We start from the raw sequence: 13592 nt of genomic DNA, 5'->3' as shown, positions 1-13592 counted from the left end.
TCACGCGGGGGCGCCGAGCGGCGGGCGCTCGAGCACACGGGGCCTGTACTCGACCAGCTGGATGCGGCCGTCGAAGGTGCGGTGCTCGATCATCTCCAGGGCGACGTCCGGATAGCCGTCGTAAATGCGTTCTTCGCCCGTGGTCCCGGTGATCACCGGGAACATCACGACCCGGAAGCGGTCGACGAGTCCGGCGCGCAGCAGGGACCGGCACAGGCTGAGGCTGCCGATCGTGCTGAGGAGCCCCGAGCCACTCGACTTCATGGCGCGGACCGCCTCGACGGCGTCGTCGCGGACGAGCGTGGAGTTGGCCCATGTCAGTGGCTCCTCGAGCGAGGAGGAGAACACCACCTTGGACGCTTGCGTGAGCTCGTCGACGGATGCCTCTTCCTCGGGCCTGAACTCGTCCTGGCCCTTCGGCACCTCGCCCGCGGCGAAGCCGGACATCAGGCGGTAGGTGTTCGCTCCCATCAGATAGGTGGCCTCCGGCTGCTCGCCGAGCCATGCGAGGTACTCCGGGCCCTCCAGGCCCCAGAACCCGGGCCAGCCCTCTCCCGATGCGTAGCCGTCGAGGGAGGTGATGAAGTCGACGAGAAGTTCCGACATGGCAGTGTCCTTTCCTGGGGTGTCAGGAGCTTGGACCGGCCGGGAGCCGCAAACTCATCGGCCGCAGCCGTGGAGCAACAAGAGAACCCACGGCTGCGGCTGGGCCACGACCAGGATGAGCCCTGGAAGCTCTGCTGCTTCCGCGTCTCCTGGAAGACTCCTAGAAGAACAGGATGCGGAAGCGGCCGCCGCGGAAGATGTAGCGGGCGTAGAAGCCGCTCGCCGTGGCGACGAGGACGCTGAGCAGGAAGCCGCCGAAGTCGCCGTCCGCCAGTCCCTTCACCGCGGCGACGGCCCCGCCCACCGTCACCAGGCACCAGAAGCCGCCGAAGATCGCCCGGGAGGCGGTCTCCCGCGCGCCCAGCCGCTGTGCGGGCGGCCGTACCGGCATCGCCGGAGGCCCGAAGGCTCCCGCCGGTGCCGTCGGCGCGGGTCCCGCCGACACGAACGGCGATGCCGTCGGCCTCGGCGGCGCGGAGGGCGCCGGCGGCGCGCCTGCCGGCATCGGCGGCACCGGCGCGGGCCGGTTGTGGTAGCCCAGCGTCTGGAACAGGTCCGGCCGGGGCTGGATCGACGTACGGTGGCCGCAGCCCCGGCAGCGGGGGCCGAGCTCCAGCTTGTTGTGCTGTCGGCAGTCGGGGCGCAGACAGGTCGGCTGTCCGGGCCGGGCGTCGGTGGGTCCGTATGCGGTGTCGTCGGTCATGGCCGTGCCCCTCTTCCTACTCACCGTCGTCCGGGGTGCCGCCGGCCCCGGACCGCGTCGCGCCGAACGCGGCGGCGAGCAGGTAGAGCACCGCTCCCGCCGGGATGATGAAGACGGCGACCGGGAAGTAGTACGTGCCCGAGGTCTGCTTGGCGACGTAGACGCCGTAGACCAGCAGGAACGCGCCGCCGAGGACCGACCAGGACCGGTCCTTCACGGTGATGTCGGGCAGCATCAGCCCGCAGACGAGAAGTACGATCCCCGAGATCACGGAGAAGACTTCGTGGACACCCCAATGCATGGTTGGTCCCCCCTTGTCAGACGTTGGTAACTGCACTGCACGGACGTCAGAACTGGCCCTTGTACTTCTCGATCACCGAGCCCAGTGAGTCGTCCGGACGAAAGCTGCACTCGTAGCGGATGGCGGGCAGCGCGAGCGGGCTGCCGAAGCCGCCGAGTCCCTTGGACGTGGCGATGTCGACCAGAGCCTGTGACTCTGTCGCCTGGTCCTCGTTCAAGAAGTCCTTGCAGGTCGAGGAGCCGGTCAGGCCCGCGTCCGCGCCGCCGCCCAGGACCGCCGGAACGGCCTTGAACACGATGAAGACCAGCGCCAGGACGACCAGGGCGATCACCACGTAGCGACCGACCGGGCTGTTGTGGGTGACGTCTCCCTCGTAGGTGTCACCCTGGTGCTGGTGGGTGACATCGCCTTCGTAGATCGAACCGGCTCCGTTGACCACGCGGTTCTGGTCGCCGTAGGTGTCGCGCCGGTCGCCGATCTGGGCGTCGCCGTCACGGCCGATGCTGATCGCGTTCACCCCCGTGCCGCCCGGCCGCTCGGCCTTCGCCCCGCGCACCGCCTCGGCGAGCCTTCGCCGGAAGTCCTCGTCCTCCTCGACGGCCTGTCTCAGCAGGTACTCGACGAGGGAGTTGTTGCGCGGGTCGCGTGCGAAGTCGTCCCACTGCCCTCCGTTGCCGCCACGGCGCAGCCGGTCCGCGACCAGATCGGCCAGCAGCCGCGTCGCCACCCCCTGCGCGACCTGCCCCGCGCCCGCGGCCGCCGATGTCATGTGCTGTGTCAGGACGCGGACAGCCTCGGCTGCCATGTCGCTCACGTGCATGGGTCCCCAGCCCTTTCCCCCGATGAGTGTGCGCCGGCCGTCGGACATGTCGGTCCGTCATGGGACGGAACGGCCAGAAGGCGCATACCGAAGGAGAGGAATGTAGCGCTCCGAAAGATGTGAAGGATGGGTGAAGTTGTTGAGCTTTACGTAAGAGAGACATGTAACGGAACAGATAGGCATGGGTCATATGCCATGTATGTCAGGGGATTCCATGTGAAGTCGGTCGATCCCGTCGACCCGAACCGCCGGAGACGCACCGACCGAGTCACCAACTACCCATCGAAGAAAGGGAGTTCGGGCAGATCGGCATCGAACTCCGTGTCCCGCCAAGTGGCGATGAGGACGCGGCCCTTGGGAGCGCGGAAGGTCGCTCGACGCAGGGGCGCGCGAGCGGCTCCTGCGCCCGCGCAAGGCCGGCTGTTCGCGCCCTCCCGCCAGGTTCAACCGCGCGTGAGGGTGAAACGACCGGCGGGCCTGCGAGGCATTCGCCGCGCAGGCCCGCCGGGGCCGACAGTCGTCGATCCGTGATGCTCAGCCGTCGATGCGGTGCGTGCTCCAGAAGGAGGTCAGGTCCGTGCTCGTGGCGGCCTGCGCGGCCGCCTTGAACTCGGCCGTGGTCGAGACGCCGTACCAGTGCGAAGTGGCGTAGTCCTTGAGCAACTTGGTCATCGCCGTGTCACCGAGCAGCCGCCGCAGGTCGTGCAGGGCGCACTTGCCGTAGCCGTAGACGACGGTGGAGTAGCGGGACGAGTGGGCGTCCCAGTAGGCCATGGAGTTGGTGATCTTCTCCGCGGAGGAGGCCCAGGAGACGCTGTTCCAGCAGTTGCTGCCGGTCTTGCCGAGGGCCAGGTCGGTGGCGTAGTCGGTGAACGCCTCGTCCAGCCAGGGGCTGTTGTACTCGTCGTCGCCGACGATGCCGTACCACCACTGGTGGCCGATCTCGTGGGTGAGCGCGGTGGTGCTGACCAGGTCGAGGACGAACCCGGGGTACTCCATGCCGCCGAACCAGTAGTTGTTGTCGATGACCGCGTCCAACTCGCCGTAGGGGTACGCCCCGAAGCGTGCCGCATGGGCGTCCACGGCCGACTTGGCGGTGGAGAGCATCGACTGGGCGTCGGAGGAGCTGATGCCCGAGACGGAGTAGATGTTGATCGCGGTCCCGGCGGCCGAGGTGCCGGAGATCTTGCTGAACGGTCCGGCCGCCCAGGCGAAGTCACGCACCTTGGAGGCGGTCGCGGTGGTGACGGTACGGCCGCTGGAGCCCGGGGTGTCGGTCGAGGTACCGGTGGCCGGGACCAGCAGGGTGCTCGGGTGGTCCAGGGTCACCTTGAAGTCGGCGGCCAGGGAGTAGAAGGACTCGCCGTTGTTGGTGTACGGGTCCAGGTGCCAGCCCGAGCCGTCCTTCACGGCGAGGACGGGCAGCGCGTTGCCGATGTTGTTGAAGGCCCCGTCGTGGCCGAACCGGTCGGCGCCGCTCGGCACGGTGATGCCGAGGTCGAAGCCGATCGTGGCGGACTGCCCCTGCGCCAGCGGCGTCGGCAGGGTGATCTGCAGGGCCGTGCAGGCGACGGACAGGGAACCGGCCGTACCGCCGGTGACGTTGGTGACCGTGATCGGCATGGCGTCGCAGGTGCCGTGGTAGTTGTCCCACAGCCTCAGGTACACCTCGCTCAGCGCGGTCGAGGAGGCGTTGGTGAAGGTCGCGCTCTCGTGGCCGGTCCACACCGTGCCGCTGGTGTTGCTGCTGAGGCTGACGGTGTACGAGGGCGTGGCGGGCGTGCGCGTGGAGTCCGCCGGCGGGGTGCTGCCCCCGGACGTGTCGAGGGCGATGTCGTCGAGGACGAAGCTGGTCTGCAGGCTGGAGTCCTCGGCGCCGGTGAAGGAGAGGCTCACGGTCTGCCCCGCGAACGCCGAGACGTCGAGGGTCTTCTTCACGTACCCGGTGTTCTTGTCGAGGTTCGAGTACGTCGCCAGTGTCGTGCTGCCGATCTTCGCCGTCAGCTTGTCGTACGCGATCGACGAGGTCGTCTCGGCGGTGTCGATGTGGAGCCAGAAGGAGAGCGTGGCGGTGCTGCACCCGGAGGGGATCGTGACGCTCTGGGAGAGGGTGTCGGTGTGGGTGCCGCCCGTGCCGTCCAGCCAGGCGTAGCTGGTGCCGCCGTGGGCGGTCTGGCCGGAACGGCTGGTGATGACGCTCGTCGAGGACTGGGTCCACGGCGAAGTGCCGCTCTCGAAGCCGCCGTTGGTGACCACCTGGGCCGGGGTGCATGCCGCCGCGGTCGACGGGGCGGCTGCGGCAGGGGCGGCTGGAAGGGAGATGGCGGCCAGCGCGGCGACTGCCAGTGCGCGCAGGGCGATGGATCTGTGGGGGGTCTTTCTCACGCGAAACTCCTTTGCGGCGGCCGGGATTCCGGCCTGCTCGGTGCCGCCCCGCCGGCTGGGGTGCGCCTGCGGACGGCAGTGGGCTGCGTGGATCGGTGGTGCGACCGCTGTAGCGTGGCAGATTTGTCGAGGGCATGCCACGAGAAGGGGGTAAAGCGGGTTGGGGTGATCGCCGGGAAATCGGCGCCGAGGGGAGGAGCATGGGCTTCAGTGGCGGCAGCCTTCGCCCGCCGACAAGAGGGCCGGCTGGTTGTGGCACGGGTCGCAGTGAACGGCGTGGAGCTCCACCGGGGACGAGGACGACCTCGCGGCACTGCGCCGTCCTCGACCACCACCGCCTCGCCGACTGCACCAGGGCCCGCCGTGCTGTCGAAGAGCACGGTGGGCCCGCCGTGGTTCGCCACGATCGTCTGCAGGCTGTCCGCCGCCCTGTCGCAGGTGCGGACGCGCGCCCGAGGGGCGGTCCGCCGGTCTCCGTGACCCTTGGCTCTACGGGGCTGTCAGGTCTGCGCGGTCAGTCACCGTCGCCGAAGACCGCGTGCCCGTGTTGCCCCTGCTCGCCCTGGGCGACCTCGATGCCCGCGTGCAGATCGGTGGCCGCGTCCAGCACGGCTGTCGCCGATACGGCCACGCAGGCCAGGAGCAGACAGGCCAGGGCGCGGGGGAGCAGGCGGGCGGCGGGCGCGGGAGTGGTCAGCAGGGCGGTGACACGGCGGGGGACCGGGCCCGCCGTGGCCGTCAGCGACAGACGGGGGCGCGCGGAGGAGCCCGCGGCACGGGCCGCGAGGGCGGCGCGGCCGACGGCCCGGGCGGTGAGCGCGCGATCGCCCGTCGCCTGCGCCGCGGACTCGTCGGCCCAGCGCTCCAGGGCGTACGAGAGGGGGGCGCGCAGGCCCCGCAGGGCGGGGTGCAACGCGAGGGCGAACTCCGCGGCCGCGAGGAAGACGTGGTGGCGGCAGTTGAGGTGGGCGCGCTCATGGGCGAACAGCACCTCGCGTTCGCCGGCGCTGAGGGCGCGCAGCATCCCCGTCGTCACCACGATGCGGCCGGGCCGCCCGGGCAGGGCGTAGGCCTCGGGCCGGTCGTCGTGCCGCACGCAGAGGTCGCCGGCGCTCGCCCCGCTGCGGAACTGCCGGTGCGCGGCGCGCAGTTCGTGCCAGTGGCGGCGGGCCCGGTCGAGGACCAGGACGCCGAGACCGGTCAGCGCGAGGGCGGCCAGGACCGCGGCCGGGAGAGTGGCGGGCGAGCCGTCGCCCAGCAGATGCGGGGAGAGATGCGCCGCCTCGGCGACGAGAGAGAGGTGCAGGGCGCCGGCCAGGGCGAGCATGCCCAGTGCCGCAGTGCTGGAGAGGGCGAGGACCAGCGCGAGAGCCGTCAGCGCCCAGGCGGCCGTCCGGGGCCGCAACTGCTCGGCGCCACGCCGGGCCACGGGCACGGCGAGGAACGGCATGAGCAGCGGAAGCCACACGGCGTAGATCACGGGATTCCTCCAGGGGCCGCCGGATCGTCGTCGACCAGCCTACGTGCCGCAGCCGACGACAAGATCGACAAGGTGCTGTTCACACGCTGTCCTCACCGCCCTCCGGGCCGCCCTCCAGGAGCGTGCGCAGGAGCTGTTCGTCCTCCGGGCTCAGGTCGGAGACGAAGCGGGCGAGGACGGTGCCGCGGTCCTCGTCCTTGTCGAGTTCGGCGTGCATACGGCGGGCCGTGAGACCGGGGGAGTCCTGGGCCGGGGCGTAGGCGTAGCCACGGCCGGAGCGTGCGCGGGTGACCGCGCCCTTGGCGTGCAGTCGTGTGAGGATCGTGGTCACCGTGGTGCGGGCGAGGCCGCCGCCGAGCTCCAGTTGGACGGCGCCGGGCGTGAGCGGCCCGTCGGCGGCCCACAGTGCGGCCAGCACGCTCGCCTCGAGCTCGCCGGCCGGCCGTCGGTCGGTGCGCCCGTCGACCGGGCCGTCGGCCGGCTCGTCAATCTGCCCCTGGGGCATGGGAACACTCCTCGGCTCTGATTCGTCTACAGTTCAGTAGACGGTCTACATGACTGTAGTCGCTAGGTGCGGGTCCGCGCCCGCTTCGTTCCCAGTATGAGAGGGGTCGCCTCCGTGGCAGCTGCCCAGTTCGCCGTCGCCCAAGCGGTGAACGTCCTGGATGCCGGATCCCTGCTGTCCGCCTTCGGTGCGTTCGGCATCGCGGTCGTCATGTTCGCCGAGACCGGTCTTCTGGTCGGTTTCTTCCTGCCCGGCGACTCGCTGCTGTTCACGGCCGGGCTGCTGTGCGTCCCTGGCGTCCATGGATCCGTACACCTGTCACTTCCGCAGGTGCTGGCCGCCGCCGTGGCCGGCGCACTGCTCGGGGCCCAGACGGGGTACTGGCTCGGGCGGCGCGGTGGCCGCGCGCTGCTGGCCCGCAGCCGTGCGAAGAAGCTGCACGAGGGCGCGGCGCGGGCCGAGGAACTGCTCGCGCGCTACGGGCATGCCAAGGCGGTGGTCCTGGCCCGCTTCGTGCCGGTCGTGCGCACCGTGCTGAACCCGCTGGCCGGAGCGCTCGACGTGCCGGTGCGGGTGTTCACCCTGTGGCAGGTGATCGGTGGCCTTGTCTGGACGGTCGGACTGGTGCTGGGCGGTTACGCGCTGGGTTCCTCGGTGCCGAACGTCGACCGCTACCTGCTGCCGCTGGTCGCGCTCGTGGTCGTCATCTCCCTGACCCCGATCGCTCTCGAAGCCCGGCGCGCCCGTGCCCGCCGCGCCTCCCAGGGGGCCTCCTCGTGACCGGCCTCGCCTTCGGTGGCGCCTCGGTGGACGGCGGCGCGTACAGCTGGATCACCGGCCTCGCCCGCCACACTCCGCATGCCGTGAACACCGTGATCGCCGTCTGGTCCGACTACGGCCTCGCGGTGTTCGGCGCGCTGATGCTCGCCGCGTGGTGGTGGGCCCGCGGTGCGGGGACGGCGCGGATGGTCCGGGCGCTGGCTGCGCCGGTGGTCGTGGTGGTCTGTTACGTGCTCGATGTGCTGGTCAAGTCGGCCGTCGCCGAGCGCAGACCGTGCCGGACGCTGCACACCGTGACGGTCGAGGCGTGCCCGGCCGCGGGCGACTGGTCGTTCCCCAGCAACCATGCGGTGATCGCCGGGGCCGCCGCGGCTGCCTTGTGGCTCGTACACCGGCGCCTCGGCCGGATCGCGGCCCTGGCCGCCGTCCTCATGGCGGCCTCCCGGGTCTGGATCGGCGTGCACTATCCGCACGACGTGATCGTGGGCCTGGCATTCGGCGCGGCCCTGGCCTGGCCCCTCACTCTCCTGGCGGACCGCGCCGCCCCTTTTGTCACACACGTGGCCGCCACCCGGCTCAGGCCGCTGGTGACGGCTTCATGACCGGGCGCGAGGGGGAGGGGGACGAGCGGGGCGGGGGTGCGGTTGGGGGTGGCGGCGGTGCTGGGCGTGTGCCTGGGCGCGCTGGAGGGGCTGCTGGGCCTGGCGGAAGTGCCGGGAACGGCGGAGGGGCTGCTGGGCCTGGTGGAAGTGCCGGGAACGGCGGAGGGGCTGCGGGGCCTGGTGGAAGTGCCGGGAGCGGGGGAGGGGCTGCGGGGCCTGGTGGAAGTGCCGGGAGCGGGGGAGGGGCTGCGGGGCCTGGCGGAAGTGCCGGGAGCGGCGGAGGGGCTGCGGGGCCTGGCGGAAGTGCCGGGAGCGGCGGAGGGGCTGCGGGGCCTGGCGGAAGTGCCGGGAGCGGCGGAGGGGCTGCGGGGCATGGTGGAAGTGCCGGGAGCGGGGGAGGGGCTGCTGGGCCTGGCGTAGGCGCCGGGAACGGCGAAAAGCAAGCTGGGTCTGGTGGTGGGGCCGGGCCCGGCGGGCCTGCTGCTGGGCCGGGTGGTGACGGTGAGCGGGGCGGGCGTGCTGCCGGATCCGGTGGAGGCGGAGGGACTGGGCGGGGAGCACGGGGCCAGGCCGAGGAAGGGCGGCGGTCGGCGGTGCAGGGTGCGCGGGCACGCGACCCTGCCGGGCGGCCGCGCAGGGACCCGAGCGGACGAGGGGCGAGCGGCAGCCGGAGTGGGCAAGGGCCGGGTGGAACCAGCCAAGGCCCGACCGTGAGCCGGACGGGGCAAGGGCCAGCCGTGCCCCGGGCCGGGCTAGGCCCAGCTGTGAACCGGGCCGGGCGAGCGCCGGTGCTGCTTGCCGTCGTCTGCGCGCTGCTGTTCACCGGCCTCGCGACCGCGGTGGGACTGCGCCACGGCGCGCCCCTGCCGGGGGACCCTGCGGCCCATGCGTGGGGACTTGCGCACCGACCCCCGGAAGCGGTGGCGCTCGCCCGCGGGATCACGGCGACGGGGACGGGGCCCTGGCCGTACGTACTCGTCGTGATCGCCGGCTTTCTCGCGGGGCGCACCGCGCGTGAGCGGCTCCGGATCGCCGTCGTCCTCCTGGTCGTGCTGGTCGCCGGGCAACTGGTCCGCACCGGGATGATGGAACTCCTCGCGCGGGCCCGCCCGGCCCCTGCCGAGTGGGCGACGCAGGCGTCCGGCTTCGCGTTCCCCTCCGGCCACGCCACCACTTCGGCGCTCACCGCGGGCCTGCTGTGCTGGGCGACGACTCGTGGCGCCCGCGTGGATCTCGCCCGCACGAGCTGCACCCTCGCGGTGTGCTGGGCGGTGGCCGTCGGCCTGACCCGCGTGTACCTCGGAGTGCACTGGGCGAGCGACGTCATCGGCGGCTGGCTGTTCGCCGTCGTGTGGCTGAGCCTGTGGTGGTGGGGCTGGGCCCGGCGGCTGCCCGTGGAGTCGACGGGGCGGGATCGGCCCGGGGCGCCCGGCACGGGCACGGCGCTGGACTCGCCCACCGCACCTTTGCCCCCGGAGGCTTCCGGACCGCGTCCGCCCACGAAAGCCCGCGGCTGGCCCCCGTCTTCGGACGCTCCTGGCTCGTCTCCCTCTTCGCGCGCCCCGGGGCCTCTGACCGGAGACCGTCACGACCATCTCCTCGACGCGAACGTGTGAATCCACGCCGGTCAGCGGCTGCTGGAACAACCGCCCTCCGTCGGCGCGCTCACCCAGGTCGCTGAAGGCGTGGCCGGTCGGGGCGGCCGGCAGTGCGTCACCGCCTCCGGTCACGGATCGAGCCCCGTCCGCCTGTGTGAGCCCGTCCCCGGCGCAGAGCAGGCGGCCACCATCGTCACGTCCTGGACGCCGTGATGCCGCCCTTCACCTACGCACTGCTCCCGCTGGTGTCAGACGCGCGCTGCGTCACCGTCGGGACGATGACCGACCATGCCCCCCCGGTGGAGCGCGGTGGCCTCCGAGGAACGCTTCGGCAGCGCGGGTCGGCCGGCCGAACTCGCCCGGCTGGGCGCGTCGTTGGACGCCTCCCGACCGTATCCGCGCGGCGCTGCGGCACGAGCGGCAGCTGACCGACGAGCTCTCGCACGAGCTGCGCCAGCTGGACGGGTACCGCTCGCGTCCCCGCACGGCGGCCGAGACAAGTGCGGTGCACGAGACGATCGCCGAGGCCGCCCAGTCGACGCGCACCATCTGCGACACCCTCTGAACGGCGCCCGAGAAGACGCGACCACGGCCGCTCCCGGCACCTCCCCGGTCCTGCCCACGCTGCGCCGCCTCGCCGTACAAGCGGATCCCCCGAGCAGCTGACGGTCACGGTCGAGGCGCCCGGTGTCGCCGAGGGCACGGATGGACGGCTGCAGGCCGGCGTACAGGACGCACTCCTCGAACGGATCGTCAGCCCACTGCCGGCCAACGCCCTCCGGTGCGCGAGTCGAGCGTCACCCTGTGCGCGGACCGCGAAGGCGGCGGCGTACGCATCTGCGTCACGGACGACGGACGCGGCGGAGCGGGCCTCGGGCTGCCGCTGGCACGACGCCTGGCCCGCTCCGCGGGGGTGCGAGGCCTCCCACGACCCCGAACTCACCCCCGGTGCGCCCTTCGTGACCGGCCTGCCGTCCGGCTGAAGCCGTCCGCAGGCTGCCGCCCACGCGTGTGTACGTACCCCATCAGCCCGCGCAGTAGGGCCGGCAGCACCACCGACGAACCCTCACAGGGCTCTCGAACGGACCAGCCCCGCCAGCACCAGCAGCCCCGGCACCAGCGGCAGCCACACGGTCAGCAACCGGTAGCCGAGCACGGCCGACACGCTCACCGAGGCCGGGGCGCCGGCCGTGGTCAGCGCCCAGGCGAGCGCGGCGTCCAGGGAGCCGAGGCCGCCGGGGGTCGGCAGCAGGACGGCGGCGCTGCTCGCGGCGAGGTAGGCGAGCGCGATGCGCCCCACGGGCAGCGGTACGTCCAGGGCGCGGACGACGGCGATGACCACCGCCGTGTGCAGGGCGGCGAAGGCCAGCGAGCCGCCCCACAGGGCCGCCGCGCGGCGGGGGCTCTCGTGCACGGCACGTACGTCGGCCGCCGCGCAGGCGAGCGCCCGCCGCAGCCGCGTCCGCCGTACGAGCAGGACGGCCACGGGCACCGCCGCCGCTGCCGCCAGCGTGCCCACCAGCAGCCTCGGTCCGGCCACCGACGGCAGCCGCAGCACGCCGGGACAGGCGAGGGCGAGCACCGCCATCAGGGCGATCCGGACGACGGCTCCGGCGGTGGACTTGACCGCGAGGGCCGTGGCCGCCCGGCCGGGTGTCAGACCGCTGCGCATCAGGAACCGCAGATTGACCGCGCCCGCGCCGAGCCCGGCAGGCAGCAGATGGTTTGCCGCGGAGGCCGCGAACTGCACCGTCAGCAGACGGCGCGTGGGCAGCGCCTCGCGTACCGCGCCCTGTTGCGCGAGCGCCGCGCTTGCCCAGGTCAGCAGGGTGAGCAGGGCTGCCAGCAGCAGCCAGCCGGGGTCGGCGACGGACAGACGGTCGATGCCCGAGCGCAGGACGGGCCAATGCAGGGCGGCGAGGCCGATGGCGGCGGCGGTGAGGACGAGTGCGGCCGCGGTCTGCCACGGCGCGAAGCGATCCGCGGGCTGTGCAGAGGTGCGGCTCCGCCGCGGGGTCGGGACGGGTCGTTCTCCGTCGGCGGCTTCGTCGTGGCCGGTCGCTCCCCCACTCTCGGCTGCGCTCGAGCCGGGGGACCCCCATCGCGGCGGAGCCGCAGATCGATACAGCCCGGCGCCCTCTGGGGAGGCTGCCGAACCGCTCCGGATCTCGCCAAGGGCGCTCGACCTGTCGGCGGCCAGGGAGGCGGCGACCTCGGCGTTCATGCGTGCTGCCCCTGTACGGACGTGGTCATCCTTGACCGCCCTTCCCCACCGCGCCGGGAGAGAGATACGCATAACCGCCCGTCAGGCGGTGTGGCTGCCAAGTGCGGGCGTAGGACGGCGGGTGGCCAGGATGAGCGGTGAGAACGACGACCGGCATCCGGCGGCCGGTTCGCGCGAGTTCCGCAGGGGTGGTGTTGGCGTCGTGGCCGCCGGTGTGGACGGAGGCGCAGCCTGCGGCGAAGGCGACCGGCACGGAATCGCCCCCGGTGACCAGACACGGTGGGTCCACGCCGAGACGGCGCAGGTCCGCGGCGGTGCGGCCCCAGACACGGTGGTCGGCGGTGGTTCTGGACACGGCGCGCTCCAACACGTCGAACTGCACGGCCAGATGGCCTGCGAGACCCACGGCCACCACTGTCGCCGCCAGCGTTCGCCGGCGCCCGCTCGGTGCGGTGACCAGGCGGGCCAGGGCGTCCGCGACCGGGATCGCGAACAGGGCGTAGGCGGGCAGCAGGAAACGGGGGGCGGCATAGCCGATCAGGAAGAGGTACGGCACGGCCGCGCTCGCCGCACAGGCCAGCGGCAGCAGCGTGAGGGTCGTACGGCGGGTCCGTGCGGCGATGACCAGCGCGGCGGCGGCGAGCAGCGGCAGGGCTAACCACCAGGCGATCACCGGCGGGCTCGCGATCGCCCCGGTGCATGGGCGGCACAGGGCGCGTCCGCCGAGGCTGCGGAGCTGGTCGACGACGGCGTTGTGCAGGCCCAGGCCGCCCTGGATGCGGGAGGCGGCGGCCAGCCGGGCGCCGACGCCGCCGTAGTCGACGTACGCCTCGACGATCCACTCGGTGGCCCCCGCCGCAAGGCCGGTGACCAGGGCCAGGAGCAGCCGAAGATGGCGTCGGGGGCGGACGGACAGCACGAGCGCGAGCAGCGGGAGTGTGACCCAGACGGCGTCCGTGGGCCGCATCCACGCCATCAGCGCCGTGCCCGCGGCCACGCCCCAGAGGGCGCCGCGCCGGGTGCGGTCGGACCGGGCGTGCAGGAAGAAGCCCACCGTGGCCGACCCGCCCACGGCCACCCAGTAGTTGGGCATGGCCTGCGGGCCGTAGAAGAGGGTGATCCACAGCGAGGCGAACAGGGCGCCGCCGGCCGCGATCACCCGTACCGGGAACAGGCCCCGCCAGGCTCGCAGGGCCCAGTACAGGCCGAGGCCGGACAGGACCGCCAGGTACACCCGCAGCAGCGCGGTGGACGACGACCAGGAGGCGACGGGAGCCACCAGCAGGGTGATGCCGCGGGCGCGCGGTGCGCTGAAGAAGGCCGCCGGGGCGTGGGTGCTCACCTGGCTGACGTACACCGTCTCGTCCCAGCCCAGGCCCATTCCGGGCCGCACCAGGGCGAGTTGGAGCAGTGTGAAGGCGGCCGCCACCGCTGCGAGCCACCACTCGCCCGTGGAACGCCACGGCGGCCGGGTGGTCGCCGACGGCCCCTGCTGGGTGGCGCGGGTCGGAGTGGCGTTGGAGGTCCTCGTCATCGTTCACCCATCCGGTCCTACGAGTTGTAGGGTTGATCTCACCCTACAGGCTGT

General features: G+C 72.6%; 14 protein-coding genes. 5 read left to right on the top strand and 9 right to left on the bottom strand.

Annotated features, from left to right (window positions below; genetic code table 11):
- The 7 genes from ACIBW9_RS37995 to ACIBW9_RS37965 form a co-directional block, all read right to left on the bottom strand.
- A complete protein-coding gene (locus ACIBW9_RS37995) occupies positions 1-606 on the bottom strand; it encodes a dihydrofolate reductase family protein (RefSeq protein WP_398961996.1) in 606 nt (201 codons plus the stop codon).
- Between the two features lie 160 nt (positions 607-766).
- Positions 767-1309, bottom strand: a complete 543-nt coding sequence (locus ACIBW9_RS37990; RefSeq protein ID WP_398961994.1) for a hypothetical protein — start codon at positions 1307-1309, stop codon at positions 767-769.
- Between the two features lie 16 nt (positions 1310-1325).
- Complete coding sequence (locus ACIBW9_RS37985; RefSeq protein WP_398961991.1) at positions 1326-1610, bottom strand: hypothetical protein; 285 nt, start codon at positions 1608-1610, stop codon at positions 1326-1328.
- Between the two features lie 46 nt (positions 1611-1656).
- Complete coding sequence (locus ACIBW9_RS37980; RefSeq protein ID WP_398961988.1) at positions 1657-2424, bottom strand: hypothetical protein; 768 nt, start codon at positions 2422-2424, stop codon at positions 1657-1659.
- Between the two features lie 540 nt (positions 2425-2964).
- Entirely contained in the window at positions 2965-4815 is a 1851-nt protein-coding gene (locus ACIBW9_RS37975) for a M1 family aminopeptidase (RefSeq protein WP_398961986.1), read from the bottom strand.
- Between the two features lie 514 nt (positions 4816-5329).
- Positions 5330-6295 (bottom strand): M56 family metallopeptidase, encoded by a 966-nt coding sequence (locus ACIBW9_RS37970; protein WP_398961983.1) that lies wholly within the window; start codon positions 6293-6295, stop codon positions 5330-5332.
- Positions 6296-6374: 79 nt separating this feature from the next.
- Positions 6375-6800 carry a BlaI/MecI/CopY family transcriptional regulator gene (locus ACIBW9_RS37965; protein WP_398961980.1) on the bottom strand — a complete coding sequence of 142 codons (426 nt, stop codon included), beginning with the start codon at positions 6798-6800 and terminating at the stop codon, positions 6375-6377.
- 96 nt (positions 6801-6896) lie between these two features.
- On the opposite strand from ACIBW9_RS37965, the gene ACIBW9_RS37960 reads away from it, so the two are divergent.
- From ACIBW9_RS37960 to ACIBW9_RS37940, 5 genes are all read left to right on the top strand, one after another.
- The gene (locus ACIBW9_RS37960; protein ID WP_398961978.1) at positions 6897-7580 is read left to right on the top strand and encodes a DedA family protein; all 684 of its coding nucleotides are present in this window, start codon (positions 6897-6899) and stop codon (positions 7578-7580) included.
- Positions 7577-8182 (top strand): phosphatase PAP2 family protein, encoded by a 606-nt coding sequence (locus ACIBW9_RS37955; protein WP_398961975.1) that lies wholly within the window; start codon positions 7577-7579, stop codon positions 8180-8182. Before ACIBW9_RS37960 ends, ACIBW9_RS37955 begins: the two co-directional genes overlap by 4 nt.
- Before the next feature lie 48 nt (positions 8183-8230).
- Positions 8231-8602 carry a hypothetical protein gene (locus ACIBW9_RS37950; RefSeq protein WP_398961972.1) on the top strand — a complete coding sequence of 124 codons (372 nt, stop codon included), beginning with the start codon at positions 8231-8233 and terminating at the stop codon, positions 8600-8602.
- A 33-nt stretch (positions 8603-8635) separates the two neighbouring features.
- A complete protein-coding gene (locus tag ACIBW9_RS37945) occupies positions 8636-8896 on the top strand; it encodes a hypothetical protein (RefSeq protein WP_398961970.1) in 261 nt (86 codons plus the stop codon).
- A gap of 74 nt (positions 8897-8970) precedes the next feature.
- Positions 8971-9798 (top strand): phosphatase PAP2 family protein, encoded by an 828-nt coding sequence (locus ACIBW9_RS37940; protein WP_398961967.1) that lies wholly within the window; start codon positions 8971-8973, stop codon positions 9796-9798.
- A 1048-nt stretch (positions 9799-10846) separates the two neighbouring features.
- Here ACIBW9_RS37940 and ACIBW9_RS37935 read toward each other — a convergent pair.
- Entirely contained in the window at positions 10847-12004 is a 1158-nt protein-coding gene (locus tag ACIBW9_RS37935; protein WP_398961965.1) for a YbhN family protein, read from the bottom strand.
- Positions 12005-12029: 25 nt separating this feature from the next.
- Positions 12030-13538, bottom strand: a complete 1509-nt coding sequence (locus tag ACIBW9_RS37930) for a hypothetical protein (RefSeq protein ID WP_398961962.1) — start codon at positions 13536-13538, stop codon at positions 12030-12032.
- Positions 13539-13592 lie beyond the last annotated feature (54 nt).

Source organism: Streptomyces sp. NPDC049541, assembly GCF_044465725.1.
Classification (GTDB): Bacteria; Actinomycetota; Actinomycetes; order Streptomycetales; family Streptomycetaceae; genus Streptomyces.
Note: the sequence above shows the minus strand (reverse complement) of the source record. Positions and strands in the feature narration are given on the sequence as shown.

Excerpts from the sequence above, each read along its gene's own strand:
- ACIBW9_RS37995 (WP_398961996.1), bottom strand. The coding sequence starts at position 606 with ATGTCGGAACTTCTCGTCGACTTCATCACCTCCCTCGACGGCTACGCA.
- ACIBW9_RS37990 (WP_398961994.1), bottom strand. The coding sequence starts at position 1,309 with ATGACCGACGACACCGCATACGGACCCACCGACGCCCGGCCCGGACAG.
- ACIBW9_RS37985 (WP_398961991.1), bottom strand. The coding sequence starts at position 1,610 with ATGCATTGGGGTGTCCACGAAGTCTTCTCCGTGATCTCGGGGATCGTA.
- ACIBW9_RS37965 (WP_398961980.1), bottom strand. The coding sequence starts at position 6,800 with ATGCCCCAGGGGCAGATTGACGAGCCGGCCGACGGCCCGGTCGACGGG.
- ACIBW9_RS37960 (WP_398961978.1), top strand. The coding sequence starts at position 6,897 with ATGAGAGGGGTCGCCTCCGTGGCAGCTGCCCAGTTCGCCGTCGCCCAA.
- ACIBW9_RS37935 (WP_398961965.1), bottom strand. The coding sequence starts at position 12,004 with ATGAACGCCGAGGTCGCCGCCTCCCTGGCCGCCGACAGGTCGAGCGCC.
- ACIBW9_RS37930 (WP_398961962.1), bottom strand. The coding sequence starts at position 13,538 with ATGACGAGGACCTCCAACGCCACTCCGACCCGCGCCACCCAGCAGGGG.